Origin of the sequence: Archangium gephyra, from assembly GCF_049060025.1 — a bacterium.
GTDB classification, from domain to species: domain Bacteria; phylum Myxococcota; class Myxococcia; order Myxococcales; family Myxococcaceae; genus Archangium; species Archangium gephyra_A.
Genome location: NZ_JBMEQQ010000002.1, coordinates 5,129,419 through 5,155,537 on the forward strand (window position 1 = coordinate 5,129,419; position 26,119 = coordinate 5,155,537).

The 26,119-nt window shown below is 69.6% G+C and carries 19 protein-coding genes; 7 read left to right on the plus strand and 12 right to left on the minus strand.

Annotation, left to right across the window (positions count from 1 at the left end; genetic code table 11):
• Positions 1-396: 396 nt before the first annotated feature.
• On the minus strand, positions 397-2,961 hold the full coding sequence (locus tag ACN28I_RS22280; protein ID WP_420943965.1) for a hypothetical protein: 2,565 nt from the start codon (positions 2,959-2,961) through the stop codon (positions 397-399).
• A gap of 448 nt (positions 2,962-3,409) precedes the next feature.
• Positions 3,410-3,601, minus strand: a complete 192-nt coding sequence (locus tag ACN28I_RS22285; RefSeq protein WP_420943966.1) for a hypothetical protein — start codon at positions 3,599-3,601, stop codon at positions 3,410-3,412.
• Positions 3,602-3,692: 91 nt separating this feature from the next.
• On the opposite strand from ACN28I_RS22285, the gene ACN28I_RS22290 reads away from it, so the two are divergent.
• The gene (locus ACN28I_RS22290; RefSeq protein WP_420943967.1) at positions 3,693-6,302 is read left to right on the plus strand and encodes an ATP-binding protein; all 2,610 of its coding nucleotides are present in this window, start codon (positions 3,693-3,695) and stop codon (positions 6,300-6,302) included.
• A gap of 211 nt (positions 6,303-6,513) precedes the next feature.
• Positions 6,514-9,795: a PAS domain S-box protein gene (locus tag ACN28I_RS22295; RefSeq protein ID WP_420943968.1), complete on the plus strand. Its 3,282-nt coding sequence runs from the start codon at positions 6,514-6,516 to the stop codon at positions 9,793-9,795.
• A 46-nt stretch (positions 9,796-9,841) separates the two neighbouring features.
• On the opposite strand, the gene ACN28I_RS22300 is transcribed toward ACN28I_RS22295, so the two are convergent.
• The 4 genes from ACN28I_RS22300 to ACN28I_RS22315 all read right to left on the minus strand — a co-directional run bounded on the left by ACN28I_RS22300 (position 9,842) and on the right by ACN28I_RS22315 (position 13,128).
• A complete protein-coding gene (locus ACN28I_RS22300) occupies positions 9,842-10,111 on the minus strand; it encodes a GlsB/YeaQ/YmgE family stress response membrane protein (RefSeq protein ID WP_420943969.1) in 270 nt (89 codons plus the stop codon).
• Between the two features lie 110 nt (positions 10,112-10,221).
• Positions 10,222-10,929, minus strand: coding sequence for a ribose-5-phosphate isomerase RpiA (gene rpiA, locus ACN28I_RS22305; protein ID WP_420943970.1), 708 nt, complete (start codon positions 10,927-10,929; stop codon positions 10,222-10,224).
• Positions 10,930-10,996: 67 nt separating this feature from the next.
• Positions 10,997-12,631, minus strand: a complete 1,635-nt coding sequence (locus tag ACN28I_RS22310; protein WP_420943971.1) for a M28 family metallopeptidase — start codon at positions 12,629-12,631, stop codon at positions 10,997-10,999.
• Between the two features lie 212 nt (positions 12,632-12,843).
• On the minus strand, positions 12,844-13,128 hold the full coding sequence (locus ACN28I_RS22315) for a hypothetical protein (protein ID WP_420943972.1): 285 nt from the start codon (positions 13,126-13,128) through the stop codon (positions 12,844-12,846).
• A gap of 76 nt (positions 13,129-13,204) precedes the next feature.
• On the opposite strand from ACN28I_RS22315, the gene ACN28I_RS22320 reads away from it, so the two are divergent.
• Both ACN28I_RS22320 and ACN28I_RS22325 read left to right on the plus strand, forming a co-directional pair.
• A complete protein-coding gene (locus ACN28I_RS22320) occupies positions 13,205-13,708 on the plus strand; it encodes a hypothetical protein (RefSeq protein WP_420943973.1) in 504 nt (167 codons plus the stop codon).
• A 305-nt stretch (positions 13,709-14,013) separates the two neighbouring features.
• A complete protein-coding gene (locus tag ACN28I_RS22325) occupies positions 14,014-15,648 on the plus strand; it encodes a hypothetical protein (RefSeq protein ID WP_420943974.1) in 1,635 nt (544 codons plus the stop codon).
• 97 nt (positions 15,649-15,745) lie between these two features.
• Here the strand turns inward: ACN28I_RS22325 and ACN28I_RS22330 are convergent, their stop codons facing one another.
• A complete protein-coding gene (locus ACN28I_RS22330; protein WP_420943975.1) occupies positions 15,746-17,071 on the minus strand; it encodes a vWA domain-containing protein in 1,326 nt (441 codons plus the stop codon).
• A gap of 1,019 nt (positions 17,072-18,090) precedes the next feature.
• Here ACN28I_RS22330 and ACN28I_RS22335 point away from each other — a divergent pair.
• The 3 genes from ACN28I_RS22335 to ACN28I_RS22345 all read left to right on the plus strand — a co-directional run bounded on the left by ACN28I_RS22335 (position 18,091) and on the right by ACN28I_RS22345 (position 20,951).
• Positions 18,091-18,582 carry a hypothetical protein gene (locus tag ACN28I_RS22335; RefSeq protein WP_420943976.1) on the plus strand — a complete coding sequence of 164 codons (492 nt, stop codon included), beginning with the start codon at positions 18,091-18,093 and terminating at the stop codon, positions 18,580-18,582.
• Positions 18,583-18,786: 204 nt separating this feature from the next.
• The gene (locus tag ACN28I_RS22340; protein WP_420943977.1) at positions 18,787-19,173 is read left to right on the plus strand and encodes a hypothetical protein; all 387 of its coding nucleotides are present in this window, start codon (positions 18,787-18,789) and stop codon (positions 19,171-19,173) included.
• Entirely contained in the window at positions 19,170-20,951 is a 1,782-nt protein-coding gene (locus ACN28I_RS22345) for a HAMP domain-containing protein (protein WP_420943978.1), read from the plus strand. Before ACN28I_RS22340 ends, ACN28I_RS22345 begins: the two co-directional genes overlap by 4 nt.
• A 129-nt stretch (positions 20,952-21,080) precedes the next feature.
• Here the strand turns inward: ACN28I_RS22345 and ACN28I_RS22350 are convergent, their stop codons facing one another.
• The 5 genes from ACN28I_RS22350 to ACN28I_RS22370 form a co-directional block, all read right to left on the minus strand.
• Positions 21,081-21,617, minus strand: a complete 537-nt coding sequence (locus ACN28I_RS22350) for a GNAT family N-acetyltransferase (protein WP_420943979.1) — start codon at positions 21,615-21,617, stop codon at positions 21,081-21,083.
• Positions 21,618-21,691: 74 nt separating this feature from the next.
• The gene (locus ACN28I_RS22355; RefSeq protein WP_420943980.1) at positions 21,692-22,651 is read right to left on the minus strand and encodes a hypothetical protein; all 960 of its coding nucleotides are present in this window, start codon (positions 22,649-22,651) and stop codon (positions 21,692-21,694) included.
• A 187-nt stretch (positions 22,652-22,838) separates the two neighbouring features.
• Positions 22,839-23,108, minus strand: a complete 270-nt coding sequence (locus tag ACN28I_RS22360) for a hypothetical protein (RefSeq protein ID WP_420943981.1) — start codon at positions 23,106-23,108, stop codon at positions 22,839-22,841.
• A gap of 202 nt (positions 23,109-23,310) precedes the next feature.
• On the minus strand, positions 23,311-23,967 hold the full coding sequence (locus ACN28I_RS22365) for a DUF3226 domain-containing protein (RefSeq protein ID WP_420943982.1): 657 nt from the start codon (positions 23,965-23,967) through the stop codon (positions 23,311-23,313).
• A complete protein-coding gene (locus ACN28I_RS22370; protein ID WP_420943983.1) occupies positions 23,967-25,091 on the minus strand; it encodes an AAA family ATPase in 1,125 nt (374 codons plus the stop codon). The genes ACN28I_RS22365 and ACN28I_RS22370 overlap by 1 nt, the downstream gene beginning before the upstream one ends.
• Positions 25,092-26,119 lie beyond the last annotated feature (1,028 nt).

Consider the following 26,119-nt stretch of genomic DNA (forward strand, 5'->3'; position numbering starts at 1 on the left):
TTCAACATCTCGCGCGGGTTCGTCACGTCCAGCGCGGCGAAGCGCTGGCCTCCGGAGCGCTCGGTGAGGATGGCGAGCGTGTGGAACTCGCCCGCCTCCTTCACGTCGTTGCCCGTGCCCGTGCTGCTCGCGGAGCCGTCCGCCCAGATGTCACGCACCATGGCCGTGCCGTCCACGTAGAACTCGTGGCCGTTCATCATCAGGCCCAGCTTGGGCAACAGGTCCGGCGGGATGAAGCCCCACAGCTCCTGGCCGGTACCCAGGTCGTGCGCGTCGTCGACGGCGCTCTTCTTGTCCCGGCCGAGCGACGTGCCCGCGTGCACGGCGTGCAGCATGCCGCCGTTGGAGCCCACCAGCACGATGCGCTCCCGCTTCGCGTTCGCCTTGCGGAACACGTCATAGGCCCCGAAACGGTGGGCGCTGGAGCCGCGCGGCGGATCCATCGGCGTGGGCGCGTAGCAGGGCTTGCCCGCCGCCGGCGTGGCGCACGGCGTCTCCGACGACACCGACGCGGTGAAGTCGTCGTAGAGCGTGGACAGACACTGGCCGCTCAGCCCCAACGTGCACAGGAAGGGCTTGATGGGCGGGTCCACCGTCACCGGCGTGGAGTGGAAGATGTCCGCGAGCTTGCACGAGCGCGACGGGTTGCCCGAGCACGGCCGGTCCTCGTCCGTGAGCAGGTCCCCGTCGTAGTCGAACACGTCCACGCCGCGCACGAAGCGGATGAGCGTGTCCACGCACTCGCTCCGCTGAGCGGGCGTGCCCGTCCAGGCCTTCTTCAGCTTCGCGAAGGCCACCGCGCAGAAGCCATCCCCCGCCGCCAGCACGTACTCCTCGAGCCTCGGCGCGATGGGCCACGTCGAAGGGCATGGGCGGGTTGTCCGCCTCCGTGAAGCGGCCGTCCTTGTCGCGGTCCACGAGCGTGAAGAGGCAGCGGCCTCCCGTGGGGTTGAGGGGATCCGCCGGGTCGCACGGCGCGCTCGCGCTGCGCTGGCCGAGCGTCTCCGCCAGGTCCCAGAAGGGCTGTGCCGGCGTGCCGCCCACCAGCCGGCCGTCACTGGAGAGCGAGGCCGTCTGCACCTTCACCCAGACGCCCTCGGTGTTCTCCTGGACGATGTTGGCGCGCGTGAAGCTGGAAGGGTCCACCACCGCGCCCGGCGCAGGGGTGAAGCCCGCCGGCTTGTCGAGGAAGAAGGAGTCGTCGCAGTCCTTGTCTCCATTGAGGTCGCGCGGGTCTCCCCCCGGGCTCCGGGCCAGCACCACCTGGCAGCCCTGCGAGAACTCGCTGAAGAAGAAGAAGCGGTAGAGGTGGCCCTCGTAGGGCCGGCCCCGGCGCGGATTGAAGCGAGGCACGTAGGAGGACTGCGAGCCTCCCGCCTGCACGCTCGCGACACTCGCGGAGGAGAACGCGGTGGAGACCTCCTTCACATCCCCGAGCGCGGCCATGAGCGCGTCGCGCAGATCTCCCGCGTTGTTGGCGCGGAAGAAGCGGCCCTTGCCCGCCTTCGCGATGCTCTGGAGCATCGGGCTGTTGTCGCCGTAACCGATGGTGTACGTGCGCACCGACTGGTCCCCCGCGAGGTCATCGCGCAGGTCCGCGTTGGCCAGGAAGAAGGCCACGTCGTCCATGAAGTTCTTGTTCGTCTTCGCCAGCCCCGTGGGCCAGTTGGCGTAGTCGCAATCCTCCTTCGTCGCGCCGAACTCGTCGCAGTAGTTCACCCCACCCGGCGCCGGGTTCGTCTCCGGGCTGCTCGGGTCGAACGTGAGCGGCGTGCCATCCGCGTGCTTCGCGCCCCGCGCCTTCAGCACCTCCATCATCTTCGTGATGGGCACCGTGTTGTCGTACCGGGGCGCGCCATCCGCCAGCACGATGATGGAGCTGGCCTGGCAGGCCGAGCACACCGAGCGATCCTGGCCCGTGCCCTCCCACGGCTGCGTGTCCTTGAGCCACTCGTCGGGCGACTGCGAGCCCCACGGCTCGCCGTCCTTGCCCGTGAGCGGATCATCCACCGTGCCGCCATTGCAGCACCCCGGCCAGCCCCAGCCCGGGCTGATGGGGTTGGTGAACCACCGCTCCCACCGGCCATCCACCTTCTGCGAGGAGAAGTACCCGCCCAGTCCGAAGAGCGCCTCGCCGATGGAGCGCTCGTCGTTGCGGAAGGAGATGGAGTTGATGGCCTTGCGCAGCTCGGCCCGCCCCAGCGCCGTCTCGTCCAGCACCGGCAGGGACTTGTCACACGCGGGCTTCAGCGGACGCAGCAACACCGGCGGATCGAACCAGCCACGATCCGGGCCGAACGTCGCCACGCCCATGCGCAGGTCCACCGCCGTGGAGACCACGTCCTTGAGCACCTTGCGCGCCACCACGAACTTCGGCGGGCGCACGTTGAGCACGCGGCCGCTCAGCACCCACTTGCGCCGCGCCTCCACCGGCAGCGTCTCGCCAGCGGGAGCCGTGGGCGTGCTCGCCAGCAGGCCGCGCCACCAGCCCTTGTCCGTCAGGCACTTCTGGCACTCCGCGTACACGGGCGAGCCCCACGGCTCGCTCCAGTCCATGGCGTTGCCGCACACCTGCATCAGGTCCGTGAAGCCCACCATGCTCCGCATGTCCACCGGCAGCGAGTACGGGCCCTCCTCCACCTGCCACGCCAGGCGGCGCCCGCGCGAGTGGTAGTACTTGTCCGGATCGAAGAAGTGCGTCTCCGTCGTGGAGAAGTCCGGGTCCGCGTCGAACGGAATGGCGCCGTTGAGCGCCGGGTCCGCGCTGCCGCGATCGAACCACTTCATCGCCTCCACCAACGCCGGATCCGAGCAGCCCGGCTTCGAGGTGTCACCCACCTCGGGCAGGTACTCGGTGTACTCCTGCATGGACGCGTTGTTGCCCAGCAGGAAGATGGCGCCCGGCGGGCTGCCGGGCACCTCGAAGAACTCCTTGTCGCCTCCTCCCGAGGCGTTGATCATCGTGTCACCCAGCGCGGCCGCGCCCGTGCAGCACGCGGCCTTCCCGGGCACCGGCACACCGCCGGAGCGGCCCGGCAGGGCCAGCAGCCCCGCGGCTCCCGCCACCACCAGCCCCGCCGCCAGTCCCACGCGACGGGTGAACCACCGCTTCCTCGCACGTCCCACGGCGTCGAAATCGATGCGCATATTCCAGGCTCCCAGAAGCAGGCCTCCCCCCACGGACTCCTTTCATCGTCCCATCCGGACAGAGTCGACGTGGCGGGTTTTTCGTCGGGGTGACGCCCCAGGCGCCCCCCGCCCCAGCAGAGCCCGGAGCCCTGACACCCGAGGCGCAACGCCAGGGGAAATGTGCCGTGACATCAAACCGGCGGGATTTGAGGTCATAATGGGCCCGGCTCGGTGAGGACTCCCTTCTGCCCGGGGGATTGACGTGGGCAGGCCGACGCCTTCAGGAGACCTGTTCATGCTCGCTCTGGCCCTCCCCACACGTGACACCCTGCGCGTCCGTGCACTCCTCGCGGATGCCGCCCGGCTCGTCTGGGTGGTGGATGAGGCGGGACGGATGCAGGAACCTTCCGCCTCCTGGGCGGCCTTCACCGGCCAGTCCTCCGGCCAGATGCTCGGCTGGCACTGGCAGCACGCCATCCATCCCGAGGACCGCGGCCCGTTGGATCCCGAAGGCACCCTGCTCGGGCCCGGCCGCGCCAACGCGGGCGAAGCTCACCTGCCGCGTGCGCCGGGAGGACGGCGTCTGGCGCGACGTGCATGTGCGGGCGCTCCCGGTGAAGGACGAGACGGGGCGGCTCGTGGAGTGGCTCTTCCAAGGCGAGGACATCACCGGGCGGCCCGGCGCCGGGCACGCCGAGGCGGCGCTGAACGAGAGCGAGGAGCGGTTCCGCTCGCTGGTGCAGACGTCGGCCTCGGCCATCTGGACCACCAACGCCCAGGGGATTCCCGTGGAGGACGCGCCCACCTGGCGGGCCTTCACCGGCCTCACGCTCGAGCAGTGGTTGGATGGCACCACCTGGCTGGAGGCCATCCACCCCGAGGACGCCCCGGCGTTCAGCGACGCCTGGAAGCAGGCCGTCACCACGAAGACGCCGTTCGCCCGCGAGTACCGACTGCGCCACGCCAACGGGAGCTGGCGCTGGGTCGTGTCGCGCGCCGTGCCCGTGTTCAACCTGGACGGCGGCGTGCGCGAGTGGGTGGGCACCAACACGGACATCTCCGAGAGGAAGACCGCCGAGGCCGAGCGCGACCGGCTGATGGCGGAGCTGGAGACCAATGAGCGGCTGCTGTCGGCCATCCTCGAGCAGATGCCCTCGGGCTTCCTGCTGGCGGGGCCCCAGGGAGAGCTGACGTACGCCAACCCGCAGGCGGAGGCCATCTGGGGCCACCCGCTCATCCAGTCGCCGGATGTGCGGGGCTACGCGGCCTACCACCACCACCGGCTGGATGGCAGCCCGTACCCGCCCGAGGAGCTGCCGCAGGCGCGCGCCGTGCTGCACGGCGAGGTGGTGCGCGGCGAGGTGCTGTGGCTGCGCCGGCCGGACAAGGACAACCGCTTCATCAAGGTCAACTGCGCTCCCATCCGGGACGAGCGCGGCCGGACGATCGCCGCGGTGACCGTCTTCGACAACATCACCGAGGCCCGTCAGGCCGAGGAGCATGCCGCGCGCCTGCAGGTCGTCACCTCCGCCCTGTCCCAGGCCCTCACCCCGGCCGATGTGGCGCGGACCGTGCTCTCCGTGGCGGTGGGCGGCATGGGCGCCGAGGCCGGTGCCGTCTACCGCCAGCGCGCGGACGGCTCGCTGGAGAGCCTCCATGACGTGGGGTACCCGGAGAGCTTCGTGCGCCATGTCCGGGAGCTGTCTCCCGGAGCCAACAACCCCGTCATGGACGCGGTGCGCACGGGCCGGGAGCTCTGGTTCCGCTCCAACGCGGAGATGGCCGGGAAGTACCCGGAGATCTTCGCCCTGCGCGCCTCGCGGGGTGACCATGCGGTCGCGGTGTTCCCCATGTGGGTGCATGGACAGTCCGTCGGCGCGCTCGTGCTGAGCTACCCCGACCCGCGCGTTTGCGTCCCCGAGGAGCTGCAGTTCCTCCAGATGCTCGCGCAGCAGTGTGGCCAGGCCCTGGAGCGCGCGCGCCTCTACGAGGCGGCCGAGGCGGAGCGCCAACGCGCCGAGCAGGCCAGCCGTCTCAAGGACGAGTTCCTCGGGGTGCTCTCCCACGAGCTGCGCACGCCGCTGACGGCCATCCTCGGCTGGGTGCAGATTCTTCGCACGCGGCAGCTCCCGCAGGACAAGCGCGAGCGGGCCCTGGAGACCATCGAGCGCAATGCCCGGGCACAGACGCAGCTCGTCGAGGATCTGCTGGACGTCAACCGGATCGTCAGCGGCCGGCTGCGGCTGGACGTGCGCCCCACGCAGATGGAGAAGGTCATCGAGAGCGCGGTGGACGTGGTGCGCCCGGCCGCCGAGGCCCGGGGCATCCAGCTCCAGGTCTCCCTGGAGCCCCAGACGGTCCCCTTGATGGGAGACCCGGACCGGCTGCAGCAGGTGGTGTGGAACCTCCTGTCCAACGCGGTGAAGTTCACGCCCCAGGAAGGGAGCGTGACGGTGTCGCTCGGCTGGCGCCCGGCGCACGTGGAGCTCCAGGTGCGGGACACCGGCGATGGAATCGCCCCGGGCTTCCTGCCCCGCCTCTTCGAGCGATTCACCCAGGCGGACGCCTCCTCCACGCGGCGCCATGGCGGACTGGGACTGGGGCTGGCCATCGTGCGCCACCTGGTGGAGCTGCACGGCGGCACGGTCGAGGCCCGGAGCGCGGGCAAGGGACAGGGGGCCACCTTCACCGTCCTGTTGCCGCTGGTGGCGCCCCGCCCGGACGTGGCCGAGCCGGCACGCCCGCTCCCGCAGCACCCGCCCCAACTCCCCGCCGACTACCCGAAGGCGCTCCACGGGCGCCACATCCTGGTGATCGACGACGAGAAGGACACGCGCGAGCTGGTGGCCACGTTGCTCCAGGAGGGAAAGGCCCGGGTCACCACCGCGGCCAACGCGGCCGAGGCCCTCGAGCGGCTGAGCCTGGAGCCTCCGGAGCTGATCATCTCGGACATCGGCATGCCCGGGATGGATGGGTACGCGCTCATCCGGGAGGTGCGCACCCGGCCCCCCGAGCAGTCCGGACGGGTGCCCGCCGTGGCGCTCACCGCGTATGCCCGTCAGGAGGACCAGGCCGCCGCACTCCGGGCGGGCTTCGACTCGCACGTGGCCAAGCCGCTCGAACCCGCGGAGCTGCTGTGGGTGGTGGCCACGCTGCTGCGCCAGCAAGGGTAGTCCCGCCCCCCGGCCGAAGAGGAGACGAGCGAGCGTGAAATCCCCTGGAAGCGAATCCAGCGCATCCATTTCCAGGTGCGGGCTGTTCACTTCACGCTCCGGAGTTTCCCATGCAGGGCCCTGAGATGGACCCGCCTCCCGGGCTCCATGGGCGGCATCGAGCACGCCGCTCCCGTCGTTACCCGGCCGCCGGGCTTTCGAGCAGCCAGTGATGACGTCAGCCCCAGGAGAGACGCCGGATGAAAAACCCATCGCTGGAGAGGCCATCGACGTGAGCCCTCAGGCCTGCAAGCTCCTGATCATCGCCCATCATGCCGGGCTGCGAGCCGAGCTTCGCCAGGTGATGGAGCAGGGCGCCGGGAGCCATTACGAGCTCATCGAATCCGAGACCGGCACGGCCGGAGTGCGTGCGCTGAACGCTGGAGACGTGTCACCTGACTGCGTGCTCCTCGTGCATGAGCCACCGGGCCTGGATGCGCTGGAGGTGCTGGCAGCGCTCCGGGCCGATGGTCCGGTGCCGCCCTGGCCGGTCGTCATCCTCACCCCGGCGGACAGGCCTGAAACGGGGCGAGCGGCACTGCGGGCGGGCGCCATGGAAGTCGTCGGGCCAGGCGCTCTGAGCGCACGGGCACTGACCCAGGCCATCGAGAACGCCATCGACCGCTTCGCTCCCTGGCGGACGGTCCGGGACTCCGCACGGGACGTGGAGCACACCGGCAACAGCCGCGCGCAGCTCGAGGCGGTGCTCAACGCGATGGCCGACGGCGTGGTCGTCTTCGGCATGGACGGAAGCGTGGTCCTCCTCAACGAGGCGGAGGCACGCATCAACGGCTTCGCGAGTGCCGCGGAGATGAAGCGCGATCTCGGGTTCTTCGCGGAGATCTACGAGCTCTCCTCGGATGATGGGCGGTCTCTTCCGGTGGAGGAGTGGCCGGTCTCGCGAGTGCTGCGGGGAGAGACCCTCCCCGGGTTGCAGCTCCGCGCCCGGCGGCGCGATACCGGGCAGCACTGGCACATCCACTTCAGCGGCGCGCCCGTCCGGGATGAGGAGGGAAGGCAGGTGCTCGCCATCATCGTCACCCGCGACCTCACGGACCAAGTCCGTGCCGGGCAGGCGCTGCACGCTTCGCAACGGCGCTACCGGACGCTCTTCGAGTCCATCGACGAAGGCTTCTGCCTCATCCAGATGCTCCTCGACGAGCACGGCAAGCCCATCGATTACCGGTTCCTCGAGACGAACGCCGCCTTCGAGGGCCACACGGGGCTCGTGAACGCCACCGGCAGGACGGCCCGGGAGCTCGTTCCGGAGCTCGACGAGTCCTGGTTCAGGCGCTACGGCAACGTGGCGCTCACCGGCGAGACCCTCCGCTTCGAGAATCACGCTCCGGCGATGAACCGCTGGTTCGAGGTGTTCGCCGCGCGCGCGGGCGAGCCGGAGGCCCGGCAGGTCGCGATCCTCTTCAAGGACGTCACCGAGCGCAAACGGACCGAGCAGGCGCTGCGCGAGAGCGAGGCCCGCGCGCATCAGGCCGCCGCCAGGGCCGAGGCCGAGAGCCACCTGCTCGACGCCGTGCTCCAAGCGGCGCCCGCGGGCATCATCGTGGCGGAGGCGAGCGGCAAGCTCGTCCGGATGAACCCCGCCAATGCGCGCCTGTGGGGGAACGCGCCCGAGTCCGGCAGCGTGGACGAGTACCAGGAGTGGAAGGGTTGGTGGGCGGACGGCTCGGAGCGGCACGGGCGCCGCCTGGAGGCGGGGGAGTGGGCGATGGCCCGGGCCCTGCGCGGGGAGCCCGTCCCCGGCGACCTCGTGGAGATCGAACCCTTCGACGCACCGGGGCTCCGCCGCACCATCCTCAACTCCGCCGCGCCGGTGCGGGACGCGGAGGGACGAATCCTCGGGGCCGTGGTCGCGCAGACGGACATCACGGACCGCGTCCAGGCCGAGGCGGCCGTCCGAAGGAACGAGGAGCGGCACCGGCTCGTCAGCCGCGCCACCAACGACGTCATCTGGGACTGGGATCTCACGACGGACCTGCTCGAATGGAACGAGGCGGTGCTGACGCATTTCGGCTGCACGCGAGAGGAGCTCGGCCCCACCATCGATGGGTGGTACAGACATATCCATCCGGAGGATCGCGGCCGGGTCGTCACCGGCATCCACGCGGCGATCGACGGCGGCCAGGACGCCTGGACGGACGAGTACCGCTTCCGCAGGAGCGATGGCTCCTACGCCACCTTCCTGGATCGCGGGCACATTGGCCGGGACGCCTCCGGCAAGGCGGTCCGCATGATTGGCTCGATGCTGGACCTGACCGAGCGCCGCCGGACCGAAGCCGCCCTGCGTGAGAGCAAGGAGCACTTCGAGGCCCTCGCCGACAACATCTCCCAGCTCGCCTGGATGACGGACGAGACGGGCGCCATCTTCTGGTACAACCAGCGCTGGTTCGACTACACGGGCACGACGCACGACGAGATGGAGGGCTGGGGCTGGCAGCAGGTCCACCACCCGGACCACGTGGAGCGCGTCACCGAGCGTTTCTTGCGGCACATCGCCGCGGGCGAGGTGTGGGAAGACACCTTCCCGCTGCGCGGCAAGACGGGGGAGTACCGCTGGTTCCTCTCCCGGGCCCATCCCATCCGCGACGGCTCGGGCCAGGTGCGCCGCTGGTTCGGCACGAACACGGACATCACCGCGCAGCTTGAGGCCGAGGATCAGCTCAAGGAGGCCCTGCGGACACGCGACGAGTTCCTCTCCATCGCGAGCCATGAGCTGAGGACCCCGCTCACGTCGCTGAAGCTGCAGATGCAGATGACGCAGCGGCGTATCGAGCGGGGAGATCCGGGCGCCTATGAGCCGAAGCGGGTGAGCAAACTCGTGGAGCAGTCCAACCACCAGCTCGCGCGGCTCACACGGCTGGTCGGTGACATGCTCGACATCGCGCGCATCCGGACGGGCCGCCTCGTCATCGAGCCGGGCCCGGTGGACGCCGTCGAGCTCATCCGCGAGGTGATGGAGCGCCTGAGCCCGCATCTGGCCGAGGCCCGCACCCCCGCCACGCTGGAGGCACCGGAGCGGCTGGAGGCCGAGTGGGACCGCTTCCGCATCGAGCAGGTGGTGACGAACCTGCTCACCAACGCCATGCGCTATGGCGACCACAAGCCGGTGGCCGTGAAGCTGCGGTTGCAGGAAGGGCGCATCCTGCTGAGCGTGGAGGACCAGGGGCTCGGCATCGCGAAGGAGAGCCAGGAGCGCATCTTCAACCGCTTCGAGCGGGCCATCTCCGCGAGCGACGTGTCGGGGCTGGGCCTGGGGCTCTTCATCAGCCGGCAGATCATCGAGGCCCACGGCGGCCGCATCTGGGTGGAGAGCGAGGGCCCGGGCCGGGGCGCGGCGTTCTTCGTCGAGCTGCCGGTGTTCCCGGACTTCAACCCGCTGAAGCTCGCGGGCAAGGAGCCGAGCGCGGCCTCACGCCGTCCGAGCGTCAGGGCGTGAGGGGCTGGGGCCGAGCCCGGGGAACCCGGGCCCGGCATGGCTCAGCTCATGTGGAGCGGTAGCGCGTGCGGTGGAGCGCCCGTAGCAGGAGGAGCAGGACACACGCTCCCACGAAGGCGACGATGATGGTGGACACGATGCCGCTTCCGGGTGCGCCGATGCCAAGTGCCCGGAAGAGCCAGCCGCCGATGAAGGCGCCCACGACACCGATGATGATGTCGCCCACGATGCCGTAGCCGCCGCCCACCACCGCCGAGGCCAGCCAGCCCGCGATGAGGCCGACGACGAGCCAGATGACGAGTGTTTCGATGGTCATGAGAAGTACCCCCGAGTTCGAGTCCCCCAACAGGTAAGCACCCGAGCACGTGGGGCCGAGGGAACAGGCAGGCAGGAGAGCGTCGCGCCGTCCGCCCGCCCGGGTCCGCCTCACGAGGGGCGGCGGTGCTCCACCCCACCGGGCCCGGCCACCACCAGCTCGGAAGTCAGGCCGATGAACAGGCCATGCTCCACGATGCCGGCGCGGGCCTCCAGCCGTGAGGCCAGCTCCTCCGGATGCTCGAGGGGGCCGAAGGCGCAATCGAGGACGAAGTTGCCCTGGTCCGTCCGGTAGGGTGCCCCCTCCCGGCCCTGCCGCGGGGTGACGCGGGCACCGAGCCGCTCCAGGAAGAGCGCCTGGGAGCGCCAGCCGAAGGGCAGCACCTCCACCGGCACCGGCCACTGCGTCCCCAGCCGGGGCGACAGCTTGCCCGCGTCCACCACGATGAGCACCCGCCGGCTCGCCTGGGCGACGATCTTCTCGCGCAGCAGTGCCCCTCCCCCGCCCTTGATGAGGCGCAGTGCGGGGTCCACCTCGTCCGCCCCATCGAGGGTGAGGTCCAACTCCGGGTGCTCCTCCAGCGTGGTGAGGGGCACCCCCAGCGAGCGCGCCAGTTCCTCCGTCCCCACGGAGGTGGGCACGCCCACCACGCCCGTCAGCTTCCCCTCGGCGCGCAGGGCCGCCAGCCGGTGCACCACGAAGGCCGAGGTGCTGCCCGAGCCGAGCCCCACCACCATGCCCTCCTGGATGGACTCCACCGCGCGCTCGGCGGCCAGGCGCTTGAGGCGGGCGACGTCACTCTCACCGGGTGCGGACATGGGGGCTTCCTCTTTCGGTTGAAGGTGCACACCCCGGCCCGGGTGCGCAGTCCAGGGCGCCTCGCCCCTACGGCCGCGAGCCCGTGCTCCCCTGCCCTTCCTCCTTGGCGAAGCGGCGGAAGAAGCTGGTGTCGTTCCAGCGCGGGCGCTCGGGCGCGTCCGCCACGGTGCGGGCGAGGCCGGCGAGCATCCGGACGAACTTCGCCGCGCCTTCCTTGTTCACCGGCTGGGAGAGGTCATCCGACGGCGCGTGGTAGCGCTCGCGGTACCACTGCCGCAACTGCTGCTCCTCCTTCGAGCCCGGCTCGGCGCCGAACTTGAAGGCCAGTGCCGGCACGCCCTCGCGGATGAAGGCGTACTGGTCGCTGCGCACGAAGCCCATGCGGTTGGGCTGCGGGTCCGCCTGCACCTTCACCCCGTGGGCCGCCGCCACCTGCTTCAGCGACTCGCCGAGCGTGGACTCCTCCAGGCCGTAGGCCACCACATGGGTGAAGGGCGTGAGCGGCAGGAACATGTCCATGTTGAGGTCCGCCAGCAGGCCCGCCGCCGGCACGGTGGGACGGGCCGCGAAATACTTCGCGCCCAGCAGGCCCTTCTCCTCCCCCGTCACCAGGGCGAAGAGCACCGAACGCCGGGGCTTCTCCGCCGAGGCCTGGAGCACCCGCGCCACCTCGAGCACCGCCGCCACGCCCGAGGCGTTGTCCATGGCGCCGTTGTAGATGCGGTCGCCCTTCACCGGCTCGCCCACGCCCACGTGGTCCAGGTGCGCGGAGATGACCACGTACTCCCCCGCGAGCTTCGGGTCGCTCCCGGGCAGCACCCCCACCACGTTGGCGGCCTTCACCGGCGCCGTTTCGAAGGCGACCTGGGCCTTCAGGCGCGCGGGCAGCTCGAACCTCGGCATCGGCTTGTCCGCGTTCGCCAGCGCGACCAGCGACGCATAGGTGTGCGGAGCACCCGCGAACAGCTTCTGGGCGTGGGCCATGTTGACGACGACGCTCAGCTTCAGCCCCTCGTCATCGTTGAGGGCCGGGTCGGCGAACATCATCGAGCGCTGCTTGCGAGCCCCCGCGACGCGCTCCCAGGGGACCTCCACGAGCTTGGGGTTCTGCAGCGTGACGAGCCCCACCGCGCCCGCCTTCTTCAGCGCCTTCACCCGCTCGCTCGTGGAGCCGTGGTGGGCACGCAGCGCGCCGGAGACCTTTTCGGGGCCGCCCTGCATGACGACGGCGATCTTCCCCTGGAGGTCCACACCCGCGAGGTCATCGTGACCGGCCTCGGGGATGGACAGGCCGTAGCCCACGAACACCAGGGGCGCGTCGACCGAGCCCGCCACCCCCGTCCGGGAGGAGATGACGGCGTCCTGGCCGAGCGTCAGCCGCGTCTCCTTGCCCCCGCGCACCAGCGCCAGGCGCGAGCGCTCCTCCACCAACCGGCGCGACACCAGCGCCACCTCCTGGAGGTAGCTCTCCCCCGCCCCGGGCTTCACCCCGGCGGCCACGAGCTGCTCGGTGACATAGGCCGCGGCCTTGCGGTAGCCCTCGCTGCCCGTCTCCCGTCCCTCCAGCGCGTCACTGGCGAGGAACTCCACGTGCTTCCACCAGTTCGCCCCATCCGGAGCGGGTGCATCGGCGGCACGGGCGGCGGGGGCGCACAGCAGGGCGAGCGCGGCGATGAGGGGAGTACGAGGAAAACGGCGCATGATGGACTCGCTTTCGGCCCGGGGGCGCCCGGGCACGGGAAAAAACGGCGCGGCCCCCAACACCCGGCGGGGCGGCGCATTTCCGGCGAAGTTCCCGCGGGAAAGCTCGGGACACCTTCCGGCCGAGTGGCGTGCCGACTGGTCCAACAATCGGACCAGTTGCTCCTCATCGCGGCCGGAACCTCCCCCTGACAGGACCTACCCCTCCTGGCTTAGAGGGCCCAGTGCACGGACAGGTGAAGCTGGGCCGAGGGCCGGAACTCCGAGGAGCCATCGTGCCGGGGCACATGGGTGAGACCGGCCGCGCCCTCCACGCCCAGCAGGAGGCGTTCGGCGAGCGGATACGTCACGAAGGCGAAGGGCCCCAGGCCCCAGATGAGTCCCCAGCGCGGGGGCTCCTTGATGCCGAAGATGCGTCCGGCCTGCTCCGCGTCCACCCGGCGAATCGTCTGCCGCACCCAGGTTCCCTGGCCCTCCGCCCCGAGCGTGAGCTCCACCGGCCCCGCGTGCAGCAGGACGCCCCCGCCCAGCGACAGCCGCAGCTAGCGTGCTGCCCCCCTGCCACCACAGGCAATGCCCCTCGGCAGCGCCCTCGCTCGGCTGGGTGCGCGAGCGGGAATAGGCGGGCGCGGACGTCTGGAGCGAGAGCGGCTGGAGGAACGTGGAGCGGGGGGCGACGCGCCACCGGCCGCCGCGAGCACCCGGGCCCGGAGGCTCCTGGAGGTCCATCGTCCGCGCGGTGCCGGGCACGGGCTGGAGCGACAGCGGATCCACGAGGCGCAACGCCTCGGGGAGCACCGAGGTGGCGAGCACCTTCCGGCCGTCCTCCGAGCGCTGGACGCGGAACACGCCCTGGGCCAGACCCACCACGCGCAAGCCCTCCGTCCCGTGCGCGAGGAAGAGCACCACCTCCTCACCGGGCGCGAGCTCCGGCGCACCACTCACGTGCTGGCGGAGCGCTCCAGCCGTTCCTCCCGCGACTTCCACCTCGGTGACGATGCGCCCGGTGCCCTGGAGCGGGTGGCTGGTGGCCCGCGGCACCCGGCCCTGGAGCACCTGCTCCGAGCTTCCGGGTGAGGGCCGGCACATCGAGCGCCATCACGGTGGAGGCCCGGGCAGAGGGCGCGAGCAGGCACAGGGCCAGCGCCCAGAGCAGGTGAAGCGGAATCCAACGGCTCATCGTGTTCCTCCTGGAGTGGTTTCGCGGCACATCGACCCCAGGACCGGGGCAGCCGGGATGATTGGCACCCTCTTTCTTCCCGCGCGGCATCCGTCCAAGGGGTGACAGGAGCGGCCGTGGGGGCGTGACGGCCGCTTTACCCGTGAGGACCCCCGCGGCAGCATTCGCGCTGGGTCTCCCTGTCGGCTCCCCTCCAGGTGCCATGGCTTCTCCTGCCCTCCCACGCCAGGTGCTCCTGCCAGCGCTGATCGTCATCAGCGCCGGGCTCGCCTCCCTCGCCCTCGGCCTGCTCTACCTCCAGCACCGCTTCCCGCATGAGGACGCCTACATCCTCTTCCGGTACGCACGGAACCTGGCGGAGGGGCACGGCATCGCCTTCAACCCGGGCGGCCCCCCCGCGGAGGGCGCCACGGACTTCCTGTGGATGGTGACCCTGGCCGCGCTCCACGCGCTGGGGTTGGACGTGGCGGTGGCGGCCGTCGCCGTCAATGCGCTCGGGACAGCGCTCTGCGCGGGGCTCCTGCTCAGCGCCGTGCCCCTGCGCGAGCTCGAGCCGCGGCGTCACTGGCACCTGCTGCTGACCCCCGGCGTGCTGCTGGTGACGACGGCGGCCACGGCGGCCTACGTCGGCTTCAGCAGCATGTTCTATGGAGGGGTGGCGCTCCTCACCTACCGGCTGTTCACGGCCCGCTCCGAGCGCGTGCGGTTGCTCGTCCCCGTCGCCGGGCTGTTGCTCGCGCTGGTGCGGCCCGATGGCGTCGTCATCGGAGTGGGCATGACGCTGCTCGCGCTCGTGAGGGCCCCGCAGGGACAGCGCGGACGCTTCGTGCGCGTCATGGGCGCCTGCGCGCTCGGGGGAGCCGTCTACTTCGTCTGGCGCGCCACCTACTTCGGGGAGCTGCTGCCCCTGCCCCTCTACGTGAAGTCCCACGCCCCCTCGCCCCTGCCCGGCCTGGGGGAGAACCTCGCCTGGCTGAGCCAGCTCGCCGCCCCGCTGCTCGTCTTCCTCGCCGCCGCCCTCCTCTTCCTCTCCCGTGACAGGCTGGCCGAGGTGACGCCCTTCCTGCTCGGGCTCGCACCCTTCGCCCTGCACATCGCCCTGCTGAGCCTCGGGGTGCCCAGCCAGAACATCGCCATGCGCTTCCAGGCCCCCGCCCTGCTCGCGCTGCTGCTCGTCCTTCAACTGCTGCTCGCCAGGCCCACGTCGGCTCCGGATGGCGGGCCCTCGCGGCTGGCCTTCCTGGTGGCGCTCGTCTGTGCCTGTCTGCCCCAGGCGTGGCTGCTCCGGGACACCCTCGTGCGCGCGCCGTCCGATCCCTACATGGATCGCTTCTCCTTCGAGCTGGGCAGACGGCTGGACCGGGGCACCGTGGTGGCGCTGACGGAGGCCGGGCGCATGCCCTTCTGGACCGAGGCGCGGGTGGTGGACCTGGTGGGCCTCAACACGCGAGAGACCGCCCGGAAGCCTCCCACCGCGGCCTCACTCCGGGAGCTGAACCCGGACCTCGTCATGTTCCACCACGACTGGACCCTGGATGTGTCCGGGGTGCGGAGCGGCCCGGGGCAGGACGTCGTCGCCGTCACCGAGCCCCTGCGCGAGCTGGTGCTGCCGCGGTACCGCCCGCTGCTGACCGCCTCCGGAAGCTCCTATGACGAGCTTCTCCGTCGACCATGTGAAGCTGGCGCCGCTGGTGGCCACCGAGTACCTCAGCCAGATGCGCGAGGCGTACGACATCTACCTCGTGCGCTACCTCCGGGGGTACGCGCACGTGTACGGCATCAAGAAGGAGCTGGCGCGGCGCGAGGACGTCCCGCGCCTGCTCCAGGAGGCCCATGAGCGGGGTCCCTCCTCCTACTTCGCGCTCTCGCGGGGCGCGCCGCCACCTCCCCAGCCGTAGCGGGGAGGCGCGGTCCCACGCCGAGGGGAGAGCCCCTCAGAGGTACGTCACCGACCCATCCTCGCGCGTGCAGGAGCCATCCTGCGCGGGGTTGCCCACGGTGCGCAGGATCTCCGTGCCCGAGGCGGGCAGCCGCCGTCCGGTCAGCTCGGAACCGATGGCGCGCACGAGCAGGTGCTTGAGGAGCTGCACCTGATAGCAGGGGATGTGCGGCTCCGCGTGGTCGCCGCCGATGCCCGAGTCATTCGTGAGGAAGATGTAGCGGCCCAGGGTGAGCTGCGCGGCGATGCGCATGAGGTACTCGGCCTCGTCGGCCACGCCGCTGGCGGCGACCGGGTACACCTTGATGCCGGACAGGCGGGCGCGGTTGGCCTCGCGCAGGAAGGCCTGGTAGTGCTGCGTGTGCGTGGGCGCGTCGGCCACCAGGAAGGTGAGGCGCGCGGTGTTGCCCGTGCGCCACGAGAGCTGGTGGATGGCGCCGAGCCCGCGCTCCATGGCCTCGGGGTAGTCGCCGCCGCCATACGCCGACTGCTCCGACAGCCGCTTCCGGAAGAGGCTCACGTCCGAGGTGAAGTCGAAGGGCAGCACGACGTACGCGTCACCATCATCGCGGTACATCACCAGCGCGAACCGCGCCGAGACGCCCGGGTAGGTGTTGCGCACCGAGTCGACGATGCCCTGGATCTCCGCCTTCAGGTAGTCGATCTCGTCGCCCATGCTGCCGGTGGCGTCCACCACGAAGGCCACGTCCAGCTCGGTGGGCAGGACGCCGTGAGCGCCCGGCAGGGTGAGATTCCACGCGGTGCCCTCGGCGGAGGTGGTGAAGGGCGCGCCCCCCTGGCCGGGCGGAGGCGTCACCGTCACCGAGAAGGCGCCGTTGCCCGGCGCGCCGTCATGGGTGGGAAGGAAGATCAGCCGGCCGTCGGCGGCCGTGGGCGCCTCGAGCCGCTTGCCCGCGGCATCTCCCACGGTGACGCGGGCATTGGGGACGGGGCGGCCCTCCTCATCGCGCACGGTGATGACCACGCGATCGGTGCTGGGGTGGGCGGGCATGCCCTGGGGCGCCTCGGTGAGGTACTTCTGGAAGAAGGAGAAGTTGAGGTTGTCGTCCCAGTCTCCGGCGGTGAGCTGTCCGGGGGCCGGAGCAGGGCCGCCCTGGCCCGGAGCCGGGGAGCCGCTGCCGCCCTCCGGAGGAGCCCCTTCTCCCATGTCGCCACCCGTATAGGGCACACCGGGAAGGGTGGGAGCCCCTCCAGAAGAACCATCCGAAACATCATCGAAGTTGCCGCGGGACGCTCCACAGGCTGAGAGCATGGCCAGCGCCACGACCAGCCCGCCGAGACCGAACAGCTTGTGTCTCATGATCTGCCTCCGGGTGAGGGATGAGGGAATCGGGGCGGCGCGACTGCAAGCGCCTTGCCTCGCGATTCACCGGGCGCACGGGGAGGCGGACGCCCGAGACAGAGGGCGCCGATGGTTTTCCACCACGGAAAACCGAGCCGGTGTGGCGTGCGCGCCCGAAAAAAAATCGGGGAGGCGCCACCCCCGTAGCGCCTCCCCGACCCACTTCCCCGTACTGCCCCCGAAGACTGCTGTGCTTCCCCCGAAGCGTCCCTACCCGTCACACCGCACAACCCCGACCGACCCGCCGCCCCACAACGCCCTGCCCGTCAAACTCTTCCCGACCCCCGTCCAACCCCCCCCCCACCGACCCGCCGCCCCCCGACCGTCCCCAACCCCGTCCTGCCCGTCCCCGACCCCGTCCTGCCCTGCTCAACCCGACCGACCCGACCCCGTCCTGCCCCGACCTGCCCGCCGCCCCGACCGCCCCGCCCGTCCTGCTCGTCGTACTCTTCCCAGCCCGCCCGACCCCGTCCTGCCCCGCCCGACCCGACCACCCCACCCGCCCTGCCCCGCTGACTTCTTGCTGAAGGCATAGAGCATCTCGCGTGCCAGCCGCGCTCCAGGGACAATGGCCTGTGATTTCAAGCGCTTACCTTCCAGGGGCGGTCAGCACCTGCCCTCCAGTCGGTAAGACTTACAGGAGAAAATTTCCGTAGAGCAGTAAGAGACCGGGGACAGGGTGCGCGCGCTCCCAGCGCTCGTGCGGCTCCTCCGGGGAGTCCTCTCCTGACCTGAGTGGCGACATGAGCACCACGCGAGTCCCCGCACGTTTCCCGCGGCCTTCGTGAATCACCACTGACCCTGCCTCGCCGTCCCATGGCCCCTGTCTCGCCAGCCAGGGAAAGGACGCGGAACCCGACAGCCCCGCGAGCGGCACAGGCGTTGCTCAAAGCACCAGCCGGGAAGCGATGCACGCAACCCCGGGACGCCTTCGGGCACCGAAAGCGAGGTCTCCGATGAAGCTTTGGAGAGCAGGCATGGTGGCGGCGGTCATGGTGGGCGCGGTGGGGAGCATCGGTTGCGGCGGCGTGGAGCCGGAGCCCTCGCGAGCCTCGGTCCCCAGCGCGGCGGCGAGGTATCTCGAAGCCGCCGACGGCCTCGAAGACGATGATCACAACCAGTGCGGAGTGAGGCGCTGTATCGACATCGAGCGCGACAAGAACATCACCCACGTCTTCCTGGACTTCGGCAACTGCCCCATCGAGGACTTCCGCGTCACGGTGAGGACGGAGTCCCGAGGCGTGGAGGACGTCACGGACCGCCTCAAGTCGGTGGGCGGGCCGTGCCAGGGCCTCGACGCGGACTACCGCTTCGAGCTGCCAGGGCCCGACAAGATGGTTCGGGTGTGTGTGCAGTTCAAGGACTACATCTCCAAGGTACGCGTGGGCGTGAAGGCCGCGAACGAGTGCACGTATGAGTCGCGCACCATTGATGGCAACGCCTGCCGCAAGTGCCAGCCGCGGCACTGACGCGCGGCCCACGCTGAAGGGGGGCGTCTGAACCCCGGCCGCCCCCGTGCGGAAAGGGCGGGGGCGCCGGGCAGGCCTCTGGACGGCATGCCATGCGGGCTCCCTGGCGCTCGCTCCATTCAAGCCAGACAGACGCTGAACGAACCCTGAACCCGAGGGACGGAGGGTAACATCCCGCGCGGGCCGGGGTTGAGCCATTCCCAAATGCCAGCTCCCACTCGCCGCGCCCCTACCTCCCTGGCTCGCTCGACCCTCATCCAGATGGGCGTGCGCATTGGCATCCTCATCGCCCTGACCACGCTCGTCAGCTACGTGCACATGTTCCACACGCTGCGCGAGGAAGCCATCCAGCAGCTCGCGCGGCATGTGGCGGAGCGCAGTCAGCGGGAGCAGGCCATCTTCATGCTGGCGCAGGACAACCATGCGCTCCTCAAGAAGGCCCTGGAGGAGCGCATCCGGGCCTGGAGCCAGCGGGACCCGGAGCCGCTCTTCGAGAGCCTGTTCACCTGGTGGCCGGATGGCACCATCCGCTCCCGCGCCGAGGGCTTCGACGGAACGAGGATGGTGGGCCTCTTCGTCCCCCCGGCGTGAAGCTCGATACGGAGCTGCGCCGCCGCATCCTGGCCGCCCACGAGGTCATCACGCAGTACGGGCCCGCCTTCTCCGCCCGCTTCACGGATACCTACGTCACCCTGGTGGAGGGACCGGTCCTCACGTACTGGCCCGCGAGGCCCAGATGGGCCCTGGATCTCCCGACGGATGACCCGACACTCGAGTACGAGTTGTTCACCATCACCACGCCCGGGAAGAACCCACAGCGGCAAACGGCCTGGAGCGGCAACGACCTGTACCCTCCCACCCAGAACTGGCTGGTCACGGCGAGCACCCCGCTGGACATGGAGGGCCGCCATGTCGCGTCGTTCTCCCATGACATCCTGCTGGATGAGCTGATGGCCCGCTCCATCAACGACCACTTGCCCGGCACCTACAACCTGCTCGTGCGGGATGACGGCCAGCTCATCGCTCATCCCGCGCTGGACATGCGGGACGCCACCATGGGCTACGACATCCTCGGCACCCATCCGCGGCCCGGCGGGGTTCCCCCCCGGCTTTCTTCCGAAGAAGAGCGGGCCCACCTGCGCAGCCTCTTCGAGAAGGTGAAGAACCGCCAGCCCGGCGAAGAGGTCCTGGAGCTGCCCGAGTATGGCGAGTACATCGCCGTGGCCCGGCTGCAGGGGCCGGACTGGAACTTCGTCACGGTGCTGCCCGAGAGCGTGGTGACCGCCTCCGCCTGGAGGTCGGCGCGCTATGTGCTGCTGTTCGGCCTGGCGTCCCTGCTGCTGGAGCTGGTCATCATGTACTGGGTGCTCCAGAAGCACATCGCCCAACCGCTGCGGGTGCTCACCCAGGCCACCCACCGGGTGGCGTCCGGTGATTTCCAGGTGGCGCTGGACGCCTCACGCGAGGACGAGCTGGGGCAGCTCGCGGGGGCCTTCCGGCTCATGGCCGACAAGGTCCAGCAGCGGGAGGCGCAGTTGCGCCAGGCCAACGAGGGACTGGAGCACCGCGTCGAGGAGCGCACCCGGGAGCTGAAGACGGTCCACGGGCAGCTCGTGCAGACGGCGCGGCAGGCGGGCATGGCGGAGATCGCCACCAACGTGCTGCACAACGTGGGCAATGTGCTCAACAGCGTCTACACCTCCTCGCAGCTTGCGCGGAGCAGGGTGGGCGAGCTGCGGTTGGAGCACGTGAGCAAGGTGGCTTCCCTGCTCGAGGAGCGCCAGACGGACCTCCAGCACTTCCTCGCCCATGACGAGCGGGGGCGCAACCTCCTGCCCTTTCTGAACAAGCTGGGACAGAACCTGCTGAAGGAGCGCGAGGAGATCTGCACCCTGCTGGAGGATGTGGGCCGGTACACGGAGCACATCGGCGATATCGTCAAGGTGCAGCAGAACCATGCCCGCACACCCCGGATGAGCGAGCCCGTCCTGCTGTCGTCGCTGGTGGACGACGCGCTGCGCATCAACGCGGCCGCGCTCACCCGCCACCAGGTGAAGGAGGTCCGGCAGCTGCGCTTCCTGCCTCCCTTCATGACAGACAAGCACAAGGTGCTGATGATTCCGGTCAATCTCATCAGCAACGCCAAATACGCCATGGATGGGACGCCGGCGGAGCAGCGCCTCCTGACCGTGAAGCTGGACCTCCCCGAGCCCGGCCGCGTCCGCATCGAGGTCCAGGACAATGGCATGGGCATCTCCCAGGAGCTGCTCACGCGCATCTTCCAGTACGGCTTCACCACCCGGAAGGAGGGGCACGGCTTCGGCCTGCACTCCAGTGCCGTGGCGGCCCAGGAGCTGGGGGCTCGCTGACGGTCCACAGTGAGGGGCCCGGGCGGGGCGCCACGTTCACGCTGGAGCTGCCCTATCAGCCCATCGAGGAGTCCGCTGCATCCTGACGGAACCCCGGCGCCGGCCCGCTCCACCGGCCTCCCGTCCGTCTCATGCGCCGGGGAGCCGCTCGAACATCACGCTCGGCCCGCCCTTGTAGGTGCCGCGTGCGAACTCGCGGAACCCGCATTTGTGCGCGACCTTGAGCGAGGCCTCGTTCGCCGGATCGATGATGCACACCACGCGCTCCGGACCGAACCGGTCCCCCGTCCACCGCAGCGCGGCGCGCACGGCCTCCGTGGCGTAACCCTTTCCCTGGGCCCACGGAGACAGCACCCATCCCGCCTCCTTGGACCCCCCGAGCGAGGGCTCGATGTCCCGCCGGAAGTCCGCGAGGCCCACCTCGCCCACGAAGCGGCCCGTGCTCTTCTCACGCACCACCCAGAACCCGAACCCCATCAACTGCCAGTGGCCCACGTAGCGCAGCAGCCGGGCCCACATGTCCTCGGGGGTGGCCGGCTTGCCGGTGATGTAGCGGACGACCTGGGGATCTCCCCACATCGCGAGGGACTCCTCGAAGTCCTCGAGTCGCGGGCAGCGCAGCGTGAGGCGCTCGGTGTCGATGTGGGAACTGACGATGGTGGGCACGGGCTCCCCTCCTGAGCAGCGGTTCCCGGCACCGTGCCACCCGGACCTGCACGGCACAACCCCAACCCGGGCCGCTACCGCGTCCAGTGCGGGCTGAACGAGGGCCACTCCGTGCGTGGTGCTACCGCCCAGCGTCGGCACACGCTGCTTGCCAGGCTTCTTCCTCTGGGCCCCGGAGTCCGGCGAGGCGGCGGTGGCGGAGAACGTGGCCTGGGTGTGCGAGGGGTCCCATTCAGGAAGTCCTCCAGCACCTTCTTCCGGTGTGACAGGAAGACGCCCTCGAGCGCGGGAGAGGTGTTGAAGCGCGGGCCGTCCGGGCCGCTCTCCAGGTCCTGCGCCAGCTCCGAGACATGGACGAAGACGTTCGAGGGAGGCCAGGTGAGCCCCTCACCCAGGTTGGCGTTGTTGTTGAGCTGGTGGCAGCCAGCGCAGGAGAGCGCCTGGGCCCGCAGGACGATGTGCTCCGGGATGAGGCTGGAGCCCGAGGGAATCTCGCCACTGAGCGCGGACCTGAACGAGCCCGGTGCCGCCTGGAAGTGGTGCGCGTAGTCGTTCTCGGTGTCGGGGGCGTTCGGGCTCTGCGCCGCATTGAACCGCTCGAACTGCGGCTCCAGCCCTTCGATGAAGAAGCCGATGTTGTTGATGTCCCTGACGGACAGCGTGGCGACCTGGGTGCTCGAGAAGAAGTCCTGGAAGTCCGTGGTCCGGGAGTGCGCCGGCACGCCATTGGGACCGAACAGCGGACCGAAGGGATTGAGCTTCACCGTGGCCGGCACCATGTCCGGAAGGCTGGCCCCCGTGCGGGAGATCTGCAGCCGCCCCTGGGTGATGGACCAGGTCCCGCTGTTCACCTCCTGGCCGATGTCATTGAACTGGCCCAGGGTGGGACTCGTGAGGTTCTCGTAGTGCGCCACCGAGGTGGAGCTCTGGAAGCCCTGGCTGAGGACGACTTCGCTACGAGCCGCTCCCGAGAGCAGGATGAGCACCGTGGCCATGAAGGCCACGGGCGAGGGGGCAAGGCGATGGGACGACATCCGCAAGAGGCGCGCTCCTTCCAGGGAGGTGGACTCCCCGCGACGGCGCCACCCTGAGTGGAGCCCACCTGAATCAAGCGCGGTGAACGCCGGCCCCCCACCCGGAATCGGGCGGGAGTGTCTCGGGTGGAATGAGGTTCTGCATGGGGGCGGCGGGAATCGAAGCCGCCGCCTCTCCCCGCGCTCCTCAGTCCCGCTGGCGGTAGACGCGCACCGGCGTCCCTGGGCCTCCGCTCACCGGGACATAGAGGAAGCCGAGCTCCCCATCGGTCACGGTGGCAGCCTCGCCGAGCCGCGTGTGCACCGACGGCTGGCCGAAGCCGTTGCCCCCCAGGCCCGCGCAACCCGCCGTGGACGCCAGACACCCGCCCTGGCCCGTGAAGTCCGAGCGGCTCGCGGGCACCTCCACCGCCGAGCGGTAGATGACGACTCCGTCCACCGCGTTGTCGAAGCCCACGTAGAGGGAGCCGCCGTTGGCGGCTAGCCGGGAAGGTGTCAGGCACCTCGTACGGCGAGTCCCCGTCGAGAACGAGGTGGGCTTGGCGCTCTCCCGTCCCCTGCGCTCCCGGCTGCTGGGACGTGCCGCTCAAGTCGTTTGACACCTTCTCCGGCTCAAGTCGTTTGACACCTTCTCCGGGGAATGCACGCGGGAGCGTTCATCACGAGAAGAGACGCCGGAACCACGCCACGAACGCCAACGCTTCGGGCGAGTCGCGGCCGAGAAGACGAGCCGTGAGCGCGGTGCCGAAGGGAAGTCCGGGGTCCGACTGCCACGCCAGCCAAGTGTGGATGCGGCCCTTGGCGTGGTCCTTCTCCGCGAGCGATCCGCCAAGAACCCGAGCCTTCGCCGTGACTTCCTCGGCATAGGCCCAACAGGGATCGTTCGCTGGGACCAGCCTCCCCAGGAAGTGCTCAAGAATGCCCGGTTGCTGATTGTCGGGCATCAGCCAGATTCCCAGCTTGGAGACCTTGATCCCTGGAGTGTGCGGGACGTCGACCACGGTCCCATCCGGAGCCGGAGATTCAGGCAGCTTGATGCCCAGATTCGAGAAGCAGTCCCGGACCTGCTGCCATCGTTGGGCCGCTTCGAGGTCCGCGTCGAGAACCAGGCCCATGCGTGCGTGGCTCTTGGCGCCGGTAGACAGGTTGGTCGCATCGAGCAACTGGCTGATCCCACCTGCGTACTCGACAAGGGGCCGGATGAGCTTGGGATCGTCCCAGTCGTAGTCATGCCGCTTCATCAGACCCAGGATGGCGTGCATGTCGTCGGGTCCCTCGACCAGCAACCGGTAGGGACTGTTCTTCGGGGGCGGCATTACCGCACCTCCACCTGACGACGGGCGGCGGCGAGGATCTCATCGGCGGAGTAGCGGATGCTCGCTTCCGCGCCCTTCTCGATGCGATGGAGCGAGATCTCGTCCCGCACATCGGGCTCGTTCTCATAGAGCCCTGCGAGGGCTTGGATGCAGTCGAGGCTGTGACTGGTGGCGAAGATCTGGATGTCCAATCGCCGGGCGGTCTCGACCACGAGCTTCCACATCTTCACCATGACCGAGTAGTGGAGGCCTGTGTCGATCTCATCCACCAGAAGATAGCCCCCCGCCGATTTGACGAGATTCATCGCTAGCACGAGGAGACGCTTGATCCCCTCTCCCATACTGCCCAGAGGAAAACGCCGATCCGAGTCGTGCAGCTTCACGAGCATGCCACTCGTTCCACGACCCAAAGGGGTATGAACCCAGGCAAGGCGCTCAATGTCTGGCTGAATGAGTCGAAGCGCTTCAACCACTTTCATTTCTTCTGGGGTCAACACGACTCCATCCCACATCGCGCCAATGGAGGCCGCGGCAGGAGCACCCGTTCCAACAAACAAGGCGGGCGGTTCGGAAGAACCCTCGGCGCCCGACCGCGGTGACGCCTCGACGAGCTGCGTCGGTGCTCTGCCCAGTTTGTCCACCGAAAGATTGAGAGGAAGACGGAAGGTTTGAAGACCGCGATCGATTTCCCCCTCGATGCTCGGTGAAGTGACAGACCACCCCAGAGGCTGGCCCAATCGGATGCGGTGGGGCTCACGTTGCCCGCGATCCAGTTCGGCGGGCTTGATGGAACATGAAACGACGCGAGGACCGTCGGAACTCTCGCCTAGAATCTCAAACCTGCTTTCCGGCGATGTATCGCTCCCATGGAAGAGATTCTCAAGATCGAGGCGCCCCGGGATTTGGTCCTCGCCTAGCTGAAGAGGAACGCTTTCACCCCTGCGCAGAGGGCCGTTCGCGAGCACCCAGGGCTCGCTCCGAGCGAGCAATAGAATCTCGATGGCCTCCAGCACCGACGTCTTGCCCGCGTTGTTCTCCCCCACCAGCAGGTTGACGCGCGTCAACCCCTCCATCGACAGCGAGGAGAGGTTGCGGAATCCGGTGACTTTCAGGGACGTCAGCATGGGCACCCACGAGGATACGGCACCCCGCCGCCCCTCGTGAGTTTTTCGGCCGCCCCGCCCTACCCCTCGGCGACCTGGAGCTTACGGGCCCCGTACCGGCACAGCCTCTACAGCCCCGCCCTGTCGTTGGCGTGCAGGTGGGTGTTGGCATGCAGGGAGAAGCCCTCCAGTTGCGCACAGCGGGGACTCTTCCTCGGGGGCTCCCCACCCGCGCTCCTCCCCAGCCACACCTCGCCAGGGCACACGCTACCGCCAGGCTCCCACGGGCTTCCGTGGCGCCTGCTCCAGAGGCCGCTCGTGTGGTTCGACGCCTACGCGAGCAGGAGGCGCTACTCCCGCCCAACATGGCTCCGGGGAAGGTGTCGGGGAAGGTGTCAAAGGATTCGTTCCGGCACCTCGTCTCCACACCCTTCCTGGACACCCTTCCTCAGCCTACGAATCGTCTGACACCCTTCATGCGACATACCACCTTCCTGGCCGCGCTTCGTTCCCCCAAGCAGGTGAGAAGGCGAGCGTGGCGCTTGAGGCAGCGACCAGGAAGGAACCGAGGAGGGAGAGGACGCCGCGAGTGGACTGGGCAGAGCTGCTGCGCAGGACATTCGCGGTGGAAGTGTTCGCCTGCATGAACTGTGGAGGCAGGCGGCGGGTGTTGGCGTACGCGACGGCACCCGGTGGGGTACGCGCCATTTTGGAGCACCTGGGACTGCCCACGGCAGGTGCGAGCCTGACCCCGGCGCGAGCGCCACCCCAGGGCCGCTTGGTGTTGAGGCTTACGCCGCCACAGCCAAGAGACCTGATGCCCCTGCCGCGCCCCTCATAGGAGGGTGGCCTGGGCAGGCATGCCCAAGGAGGCTGCGTGGCCTCTGCACCGGCCCAGCTCACAGCTCGGCCGGCACCCGTCAGCGGCCCTCCTCGGCCCCTCTGCTCCAGCCCTCCCCCTCAACTCGCCCTCTCTCCTGCCTATACGCCAACGGATTTGGTCCAAATTTGGTTCGACAAGAACCGATTTGGTCCCCCAAGATGATCCA

What these genes read in the sequence shown, in the direction of transcription:
- ACN28I_RS22370 (WP_420943983.1), bottom strand. Translation starts at nt 25,091, where the DNA reads ATGCTGACGTCCCTGAAAGTCACCGGATTCCGCAACCTCTCCTCGCTG.
- ACN28I_RS22340 (WP_420943977.1), top strand. Translation starts at nt 18,787, where the DNA reads ATGCCAGCTCCCACTCGCCGCGCCCCTACCTCCCTGGCTCGCTCGACC.
- ACN28I_RS22295 (WP_420943968.1), top strand. Translation starts at nt 6,514, where the DNA reads ATGACGTCAGCCCCAGGAGAGACGCCGGATGAAAAACCCATCGCTGGA.
- rpiA (WP_420943970.1), bottom strand. Translation starts at nt 10,929, where the DNA reads ATGTCCGCACCCGGTGAGAGTGACGTCGCCCGCCTCAAGCGCCTGGCC.
- ACN28I_RS22325 (WP_420943974.1), top strand. Translation starts at nt 14,014, where the DNA reads ATGGCTTCTCCTGCCCTCCCACGCCAGGTGCTCCTGCCAGCGCTGATC.
- ACN28I_RS22310 (WP_420943971.1), bottom strand. Translation starts at nt 12,631, where the DNA reads ATGCGCCGTTTTCCTCGTACTCCCCTCATCGCCGCGCTCGCCCTGCTG.
- ACN28I_RS22330 (WP_420943975.1), bottom strand. Translation starts at nt 17,071, where the DNA reads ATGAGACACAAGCTGTTCGGTCTCGGCGGGCTGGTCGTGGCGCTGGCC.
- ACN28I_RS22335 (WP_420943976.1), top strand. Translation starts at nt 18,091, where the DNA reads ATGGTGGCGGCGGTCATGGTGGGCGCGGTGGGGAGCATCGGTTGCGGC.
- ACN28I_RS22280 (WP_420943965.1), bottom strand. Translation starts at nt 2,961, where the DNA reads ATGATCAACGCCTCGGGAGGAGGCGACAAGGAGTTCTTCGAGGTGCCC.
- ACN28I_RS22365 (WP_420943982.1), bottom strand. Translation starts at nt 23,967, where the DNA reads ATGCCGCCCCCGAAGAACAGTCCCTACCGGTTGCTGGTCGAGGGACCC.
- ACN28I_RS22300 (WP_420943969.1), bottom strand. Translation starts at nt 10,111, where the DNA reads ATGACCATCGAAACACTCGTCATCTGGCTCGTCGTCGGCCTCATCGCG.
- ACN28I_RS22355 (WP_420943980.1), bottom strand. Translation starts at nt 22,651, where the DNA reads ATGTCGTCCCATCGCCTTGCCCCCTCGCCCGTGGCCTTCATGGCCACG.
- ACN28I_RS22320 (WP_420943973.1), top strand. Translation starts at nt 13,205, where the DNA reads ATGCCCCTCGGCAGCGCCCTCGCTCGGCTGGGTGCGCGAGCGGGAATA.